The 8,151-nt window shown below is 70.7% G+C and carries 6 protein-coding genes; 5 read left to right on the top strand and 1 reads right to left on the bottom strand.

Annotated features, from left to right (window positions below):
• Positions 1-96 precede the first annotated feature (96 nt).
• The gene (locus tag ACVV2G_RS03065) at positions 97-1,050 is read right to left on the bottom strand and encodes a heme o synthase (RefSeq protein WP_453840996.1); all 954 of its coding nucleotides are present in this window, start codon (positions 1,048-1,050) and stop codon (positions 97-99) included.
• Between the two features lie 377 nt (positions 1,051-1,427).
• Here ACVV2G_RS03065 and tkt point away from each other — a divergent pair, with 377 nt between their 5' ends.
• From tkt to pgl, 5 genes are read left to right on the top strand one after another with little or no spacing between them, the layout of a single operon-like run.
• Positions 1,428-3,515 (top strand): transketolase, encoded by a 2,088-nt coding sequence (gene tkt / locus ACVV2G_RS03060; RefSeq protein WP_453840995.1) that lies wholly within the window; start codon positions 1,428-1,430, stop codon positions 3,513-3,515.
• Between the two features lie 34 nt (positions 3,516-3,549).
• The gene (gene tal, locus ACVV2G_RS03055) at positions 3,550-4,668 is read left to right on the top strand and encodes a transaldolase (RefSeq protein ID WP_453840994.1); all 1,119 of its coding nucleotides are present in this window, start codon (positions 3,550-3,552) and stop codon (positions 4,666-4,668) included.
• 3 nt (positions 4,669-4,671) lie between these two features.
• Positions 4,672-6,195, top strand: coding sequence for a glucose-6-phosphate dehydrogenase (gene zwf / locus ACVV2G_RS03050; RefSeq protein WP_453840993.1), 1,524 nt, complete (start codon positions 4,672-4,674; stop codon positions 6,193-6,195).
• On the top strand, positions 6,192-7,259 hold the full coding sequence (gene opcA, locus ACVV2G_RS03045; RefSeq protein WP_453840992.1) for a glucose-6-phosphate dehydrogenase assembly protein OpcA: 1,068 nt from the start codon (positions 6,192-6,194) through the stop codon (positions 7,257-7,259). The genes zwf and opcA overlap by 4 nt, the downstream gene beginning before the upstream one ends.
• Positions 7,256-8,038, top strand: a complete 783-nt coding sequence (gene pgl, locus ACVV2G_RS03040) for a 6-phosphogluconolactonase (protein WP_453840991.1) — start codon at positions 7,256-7,258, stop codon at positions 8,036-8,038. Before opcA ends, pgl begins: the two co-directional genes overlap by 4 nt.
• The last annotated feature ends 113 nt before the right edge of the window (positions 8,039-8,151 follow it).

The raw sequence follows: 8,151 nt of genomic DNA, 5'->3' as shown, positions 1-8,151 counted from the left end.
CCCCTTTCCTCTGTGTGGAGCAACAAATCGTAGTGTTGTGTCCCCCCCCCCTTCCCCCCCCCCCCCCGCCCGTCGGACGTCTCGGGGAACGGGTGTTCAGCGCAGGAAGGGGTCCACCGCGATCGCCAGGAACAGCACCGACACGTAGGTGATGGACCAGTGGAACAGCCGCATCTCCTTGAGCTTGCCGCCCGTCACCTCGGCCTTGGCGCGGTTCTGCAGCCCGTGGGCCTCCCACAGCCACATGCCGCCGGCCAGCAGGGCCACCGCCGTGTAGAACCAGCCCGTGTACCCGAGCGGCGTCAGCAGCAGCGACACGGCGACCATCACCCAGCTGTAGATGACGATCTGCCGGGCCACGACCTTGTTGGAGGCGATGACCGGGAGCATCGGCACGCCGACGCGCGCGTAGTCCTCCCTCACCTTCATGGACAGCGGCCAGTAGTGCGGGGGCGTCCAGAAGAACATCACGCCGAAGAGGATGACCGGCGCCCAGGACATCGAGTTGGTCACGGCCGACCAGCCGATGAGCACCGGCAGACAGCCGGCGATGCCGCCCCAGACGATGTTCTGCGAGGTCCGGCGCTTGAGGATCATCGTGTAGACGACGACGTAGAAGAGGAGCGCGCCGAGCGAGAGCCAGGCCGACAGCCAGTTGACGGTGAGGCCGAACAGCAGCGTCGAGACGATGGCCAGGGTGATGCCGAAGGCGAGGCATTCGCGCGGGCCGACCATGCCGGTCACCAGCGGGCGCTGCGACGTCCGGTCCATCAGCGCGTCGATGTCGCGGTCGATGTACATGTTCAGCGCGTTGGCACCGCCGGCGGAGAGGTAACCGCCGACGCAGGTCAGCAGCACCAGCCCCAGATCGGGAACACCCTGCTCGGCGAGGAACATCACCGGAACGGTGGTGATCAGCAGAAGCTCGATGATCCGCGGCTTGGTCAGCGCCACGAACGCCTTGACACGGGCCCCGAACGGCCGGTGACTCGGGCTCTGGCTCGTCCCGATAACCCCCGCAGGACGGGATTCAACGGCCGTCACGCACACCCCTGACAGAGACATCCCAGCAAGCCTTGCCGTGTGAAGTGGCGGTAATGGCTCGCGCGTACCACGCCACTTTAGACGTTGGCCGCACCTCGGCCTCCGCGGGGGTGGGGTCGTGTTGGCGGGGGCGCTCCGACGTGCGTTCGGGGAGTCGATTGAGCGGTCAGATGAGCGGCTCCGTATTCACTTGCCGAATGCCGTTTCACCCGGTCGACAGGCGCTTCGCCGAGAGTCCCGGCAGTCTGGTTTGCAGCGGAAAAACGCACGTACTCACGGGGGTAGGCTCGACAGCGGCCGGCCGACGCACGGACGCGCCGGCAGCCGGTGGGCGCCCACGCGCACCGGCATCCGAAACATGTGGAGAGGAGCCCTGACTCAGGGTGAGCACCAAGCCGACCACCACAGACCTCGAGTGGACCGAACTGGACCAGCGGGCCGTGGACACCGCCCGCGTCCTGGCCGCCGATGCCGTACAGAAGGTTGGCAACGGCCATCCGGGTACGGCGATGAGCCTGGCGCCCGCCGCCTACACCCTCTTCCAGAAGGTGATGCGGCACGACCCGGCCGACGCGAACTGGGTCGGACGCGACCGTTTCGTGCTGTCCGCCGGTCACTCGTCCCTGACCCTCTACACCCAGCTGTACCTGGCGGGCTTCGGCCTGGAGCTGACGGACCTGGAGTCCTTCCGGACGTGGGGCTCCAAGACCCCAGGCCACCCGGAGTACGGCCACACCACGGGCGTCGAGACGACGACCGGCCCGCTCGGCCAGGGGGTCGCCAACGCGGTGGGCATGGCGATGGCCGCCCGCTACGAGCGCGGCCTGTTCGACCCGGAGGCCGCCGAGGGCACCTCCCCGTTCGACCACTTCGTCTACTGCATCGCCGGTGACGGCTGCCTCCAGGAGGGCATCTCCGCCGAGGCCTCCTCCCTCGCGGGGCACCAGAAGCTCGGCAACCTGGTCCTGCTGTGGGACGACAACCACATCTCGATCGAGGGCGACACCGAGACCGCCGTCTCCGAGGACACCTGCAAGCGCTACGAGGCGTACGGCTGGCACGTGCAGCGCGTCGCCCCGAAGCCGGACGGCGACCTGGACCCGAACGCGCTCCACGACGCGATCGAGGCGGCGAAGCAGGTCACCGACCGGCCGTCGTTCATCGCCATGCGTTCGATCATCGCCTGGCCCGCCCCGAACGCGCAGAACACCGAGGCCGCGCACGGCTCGGCGCTCGGCGACGACGAGGTCGCCGCCACCAAGCGGGTCCTGGGCTTCGACCCGGAGAAGACCTTCGAGGTCGCGGACGAGGTCATCGAGCACACCCGCAAGGCCCTGGAGAAGGGCCGGGCGGCCCGCGCGGTGTGGGAGAAGTCCTTCCAGCAGTGGCGGGACAACAACCCCGAGCGCGCCGCCGAGTACGAGCGGATCGCCAAGGGCGAGCTGCCCACGGGCTGGGAGGAGAAGATCCCGGTCTTCGAGGCGGGCAAGGGCGTCGCCACGCGCGCCGCGTCCGGCAAGGTCCTCCAGGCGCTCGGCGCGGTGATCCCCGAGCTGTGGGGCGGCTCGGCCGACCTGGCCGGCTCGAACAACACCACGATCGACAAGACGTCGTCCTTCCTCCCTGCGGGCAACCCGCTGCCCGAGGCGGACCCGTACGGCCGCACCATCCACTTCGGCATCCGCGAGCACGCGATGGCCGCGGAGATGAACGGCATCGCGCTGCACGGCAACACCCGCGTCTACGGCGGCACCTTCCTGGTCTTCTCCGACTACATGCGCAACGCCGTACGCCTGTCCGCCCTGATGCACCTGCCGGTGACCTACGTGTGGACGCACGACTCCGTCGGACTCGGCGAGGACGGCCCGACCCACCAGCCGGTCGAGCACCTCGCCTCGCTGCGCGCCATCCCGGGCCTGAACGTGGTCCGCCCGGCCGACGCCAACGAGACGGCCATCGCCTGGCGCGAGATCCTGCGCCGCTGGACGAAGGAGTTCGGCAAGGGCCAGCCGCACGGCCTCGCCCTCACCCGCCAGGGCGTGCCGACCTACGAGTCCAACGAGGACGCGGCCAGGGGCGGCTACGTCCTGTTCGAGGCGGAGGGCGGCGACGCCCAGGTCGTGCTCATCGCCACCGGTTCCGAGGTGCACGTGGCCGTGGAGGCCCGTGAGGCGCTCCAGGCCGACGGCGTGCCGACCCGCGTGGTGTCGATGCCGTCCGTCGAGTGGTTCGAGCAGCAGGACCAGGGGTACCGGGACAGCGTGCTGCCCCCGTCGGTCAGGGCCCGTGTGGCCGTCGAGGCCGGCATCGGTCTGACCTGGCACAAGTACGTGGGGGACGCCGGCCGCATCGTTTCCCTGGAGCACTTCGGTGCTTCGGCGGACGGCAAGCTGCTCTTCCAGGAGTTCGGCTTCACTGCCGAGAACGTGGCCGCCGCTGCCCGGGAATCGATCGCCGCAGTCCGGCGCTGACGCTGACACACGACACGTAGGAGATGCATTTTCCATGACAGACGCACTCAAGCGCCTCTCCGATGAAGGCGTGGCGATCTGGCTGGACGACCTGTCGCGCAAGCGGATCACGTCCGGCAACCTCGCCGAGCTGATCGACCAGCAGCACGTCGTGGGCGTCACCACCAACCCGTCGATCTTCCAGAAGGCGATCTCGCAGGGCGACGGTTACGACCAGCAGCTCTCCGACCTCGCCTTCCGCAGGGTCACGGTCGAAGAGGCCGTCCGCATGATCACCACGGCGGACGTCCGCGACGCCGCCGACATCCTGCGCCCCGTCTTCGACGCCACCGGCGGCAAGGACGGCCGGGTCTCCATCGAGGTCGACCCGCGCCTCGCGCACAACACCAAGGCCACGGTCGCCGAGGCCAAGCAGCTCGCCTGGCTGGTGGACCGGCCCAACACGCTGATCAAGATCCCGGCGACCGAGGCCGGCATCCCGGCGATCGCCGAGGTCATCGGTCTGGGCATCAGCGTGAACGTCACGCTGATCTTCTCGCTGGAGCGCTACCGCCTGGTCATGGACGCCTTCCTGACCGGCCTGGAGAAGGCCGCGGAGCGCGGCCTGGACCTGTCGCAGATCCACTCCGTGGCGTCCTTCTTCGTGTCCCGCGTGGACACCGAGATCGACCAGCGCATCGACGCGCTCGGCACCGACGAGGCCAAGGCCCTGCGCGGCAAGGCCGCCGTCGCCAACGCCCGTCTCGCCTACCAGGCGTACGAGGAGATCTTCTCCTCCGACCGCTGGAACGCCCTGGAGAAGGCCGGCGCCAACAAGCAGCGTCCGCTGTGGGCGTCGACCGGCGTCAAGGACAAGGCGTACAGCGACACGATGTACGTCACCGACCTGGTCGCGCCCAACACGGTGAACACCATGCCGGAGGCGACGCTGTTCGCCACCGAGGACCACGGCGAGATCACCGGCAACACCGTCGCCGGCACCTACGAGCAGGCCCGCGCCGACCTCGACGCGGTCGAGAGGCTCGGGATCGGCTACGACGAGGTGGTCCGGCTCCTCGAGAAGGAGGGCGTCGACAAGTTCGAGGACTCCTGGAACGACCTGCTGAAGTCGACGGAGGCGGAGCTCAAGCGCCTCGCTCCCTCGGAGGGCTAGAAATTGTCAAGCAGCAACCCGCTGCGTGACCCCGCAGACCGACGGCTCCCGCGCATCGCGGGGCCGTCGGGTCTGGTCATCTTCGGCGTCACCGGCGATCTGTCCCGCAAGAAGCTCATGCCCGCCGTGTACGACCTCGCCAACCGGGGTCTGCTGCCGCCGGGCTTCTCGCTCGTCGGGTTCGCCCGCCGCGACTGGGAGCACGAGGACTTCGCCCAGGTCGTGCACGACGCCGTCAAGGAACACTCGCGCACGCCGTTCCGCGAGGAGGTCTGGCAGCAGCTCATCCAGGGAATGCGCTTCGTCCAGGGCACCTTCGACGACGACGACGCCTTCGAGCGGCTGCGCGCCACCATCGAGGACCTGGACAAGGCGCAGGGCACGGGAGGCAACTTCGCCTTCTACCTGTCGGTGCCGCCGAAGTCCTTCCCGGTCGTCATCCAGCAGCTGAAGAAGCACCGGCTGGCCGACCAGACGGGCGGCACCTGGCGCCGCGCGGTCATCGAGAAGCCGTTCGGCCACGACCTGAGGTCGGCCGAGGAGCTCAACGCGATCGTCCACGAGGTCTTCGCCCCGGACCAGGTCTTCCGCATCGACCACTACCTGGGCAAGGAGACCGTCCAGAACATCCTGGCGCTCCGCTTCGCCAACACGATGTTCGAGCCGATCTGGAACCGGTCCTACGTCGACCACGTGCAGATCACCATGGCCGAGGACATCGGCATCGGCGGCCGGGCCGGCTACTACGACGGCATCGGCGCCGCCCGCGACGTCATCCAGAACCACCTGCTCCAGCTGCTCGCGCTGACCGCGATGGAGGAGCCCGCCTCCTTCGACGCGGACGCGCTGGCCGCGGAGAAGACCAAGGTGCTCGGCGCCGTCCGGCTCCCGGGGGACCTGGGCCGGGACACGGTGCGCGGGCAGTACGCGGCCGGGTGGCAGGGCGGCGCGAAGGCCGTCGGCTACCTGGAGGAGGAGGGCATCGACGCGAAGTCGAAGACCGACACCTACGCCGCGATCAAGGTCGGGATCGACAACCGCCGCTGGGCGGGCGTCCCCTTCTACCTGCGCACCGGCAAGCGCCTGGGCCGCCGGGTCACCGAGATCGCCGTGGTCTTCCAGCGGGCCCCGCACTCCCCCTTCGACACGACGGCCACCGAGGAACTCGGGTCGAACGCGATCGTCGTCCGCGTCCAGCCCGACGAGGGCGTCACCGTCCGCTTCGGCTCCAAGGTGCCCGGCACCTCGATGGAGATCCGGGACGTGTCCATGGACTTCGCCTACGGCGAGTCCTTCACGGAGTCCAGCCCGGAGGCGTACGAGCGCCTGATCCTGGACGTGCTGCTCGGCGACGCCAACCTCTTCCCGCGCACCGAGGAGGTCGAGCTGTCCTGGAAGATCCTCGACCCGATCGAGGAGTACTGGGACGCGCACGGCACGCCGGCCCAGTACCCGGCCGGCACCTGGGGACCCGTCGAGGCGGACGAGATGCTCGAGCGAGACGGACGGAGCTGGCGCCGGCCATGAAGACAGACCTCACGGACACCACGGCCAGCAAGATCAACAAGGCACTGGTGCTGGGCCGCCGGGCGATCGGCACGCCGGCCATCGGCATGGTGCTCACGCTGGTCATCGTCACCGACGAGGAGAACGCCTACGACGCGCTGAAGGCCGCGAGCGACGCCGCGCACGAGCACCCCTCGCGCACCCTCGTCGTCATCAAGCGCGTCTCGCGCTCGCCCCGGGACCGCACGAAGTCCCGGCTGGACGCCGAGGTACGGCTCGGCGCCGACGCGGGCACCGGCGAGACGATCGTGCTGCGGCTGTACGGCGACGTCGTCGACCACGCCCAGTCGGTGGTCCTGCCGCTGCTGCTGCCGGACGCGCCGGTCGTGGTCTGGTGGCCGGTGAACGCGCCGCTGGACCCGGCCGGGGACCCGCTGGGCGCGCTGGCCCAGCGCCGGGTCACCGACACCTACGCCTGCGAGGAGCCGGTACGGGAGCTGACCGCCCGGGCCGACGCCTACACGCCGGGCGACACCGACCTGTCCTGGACCCGCATCACGCCGTGGCGCTCGATGCTGGCGGCGGCCCTGGACCAGGTCGACTGCAAGGTGCAGGCGGTCCAGGTGGAGGGCGAGGGGCACAACCCGAGCTGCGAACTGCTGGCGATGTGGCTGGCGGACCGCCTGGACGTCCCGGTCGAGCGCACCGCGTCCGACGGGCCGGGGCTGACCGCGGTCCGCATGGACACCGACTGCGGGCCGGTCGTCCTGGACCGGGCCGACGGCTCGCTGGCGAACCTCTCCATCCAGGGCCAGCCCGCGCGTGCCGTGGCGCTCAAGCGCCGGGACACGGCCGAGCTGATCGCGGAGGAGCTGCGGCGGCTGGACCCGGACGACACGTACGCCTCGGCGCTGCGGTACGGGGTGGAACGGCTGAACGCGCCGGGCGCCGCAGCCCGGGAGGGCTCCGGCGGCGACGGGGACGGGGCCGGCGCGGTCGCCGCTCCCGTCGGGACCGCGGCGAAGGCCCCGGCGAAGGACGCGGCGCGCAAGAAGGCTCCGGTGAGGAAGGCGGCGGCGAAGTGAGCACTCCCCAGCTGGTCGTGCACCGCGACAAGGAGCTGATGGCCGAGGCCGCCGCGGCACGGCTGCTCACCAGGATCGTGGACGCGCAGGCCTCCCGGGGCAGCGCGTCCGTGGTCCTCACCGGCGGCCGCAACGGCAACGGCCTGCTGGCCGCGCTCGCCGCCTCCCCGGCCCGGGACGCCGTCGACTGGGGCCGCCTGGACCTGTGGTGGGGCGACGAGCGCTTCCTGCCGGAGGGCGACCCGGAGCGGAACGTCACCCAGGCCCGGGAAGCCCTGCTGGACGCGGTGCCGCTGGCCCCGGAGCGGGTGCACGCGATGCCGGCGTCCGACGGCCCGCACGGCTCGGACGTGGAGGCGGCGGCCGCCGCGTACGCGCGGGAACTGGCCGAGGCGTCCGTCCCGGAGAACCACGCCGCGGTGCCGTCCTTCGACGTCCTGCTGCTGGGCGTGGGCCCGGACACGCACGTGGCGTCGCTCTTCCCGGAGCACCCGGGCGTACGGGAGACCGAGCGCACGGTGGTCGGCGTCCACGGCTCCCCCAAGCCGCCGCCCACCCGCGTCTCCCTGACGCTGCCGGCCATCCGCTCGGCCCGTGAGGTGTGGCTGCTCGCGGCGGGCGAGGACAAGGCGAACGCGGTCGCGATGGCCCTGTCGGGCGCGGGCGAGATCCAGGCCCCGGCGGCCGGGGCGCAGGGCCGCGCCCGCACGTTGTGGCTCCTGGACACGGCGGCGGCCTCGCGGCTGCCACGGTCGCTGTACCCGCCGGCGTCGGCCTGATCCAGCCCCGTCCGGCGTGGGCGGACAAGGCCTTCCAGACCGATGGGGAGGAGTGGGGTGGGACGAGCGGGGGGCGGGGCACCGTACCTTTTTTCCCGCCTGCCACGACAGCC

It is taken from the genome of Streptomyces sp. JK94, from assembly GCF_053613315.1.
This window is presented reverse-complemented; position numbering and strand designations above follow the sequence as displayed.

Coding starts and splice junctions, on each gene's coding strand:
- tal (WP_453840994.1), top strand. CDS start 3,550: ATGACAGACGCACTCAAGCGCCTCTCCGATGAAGGCGTGGCGATCTGG.
- opcA (WP_453840992.1), top strand. CDS start 6,192: ATGAAGACAGACCTCACGGACACCACGGCCAGCAAGATCAACAAGGCA.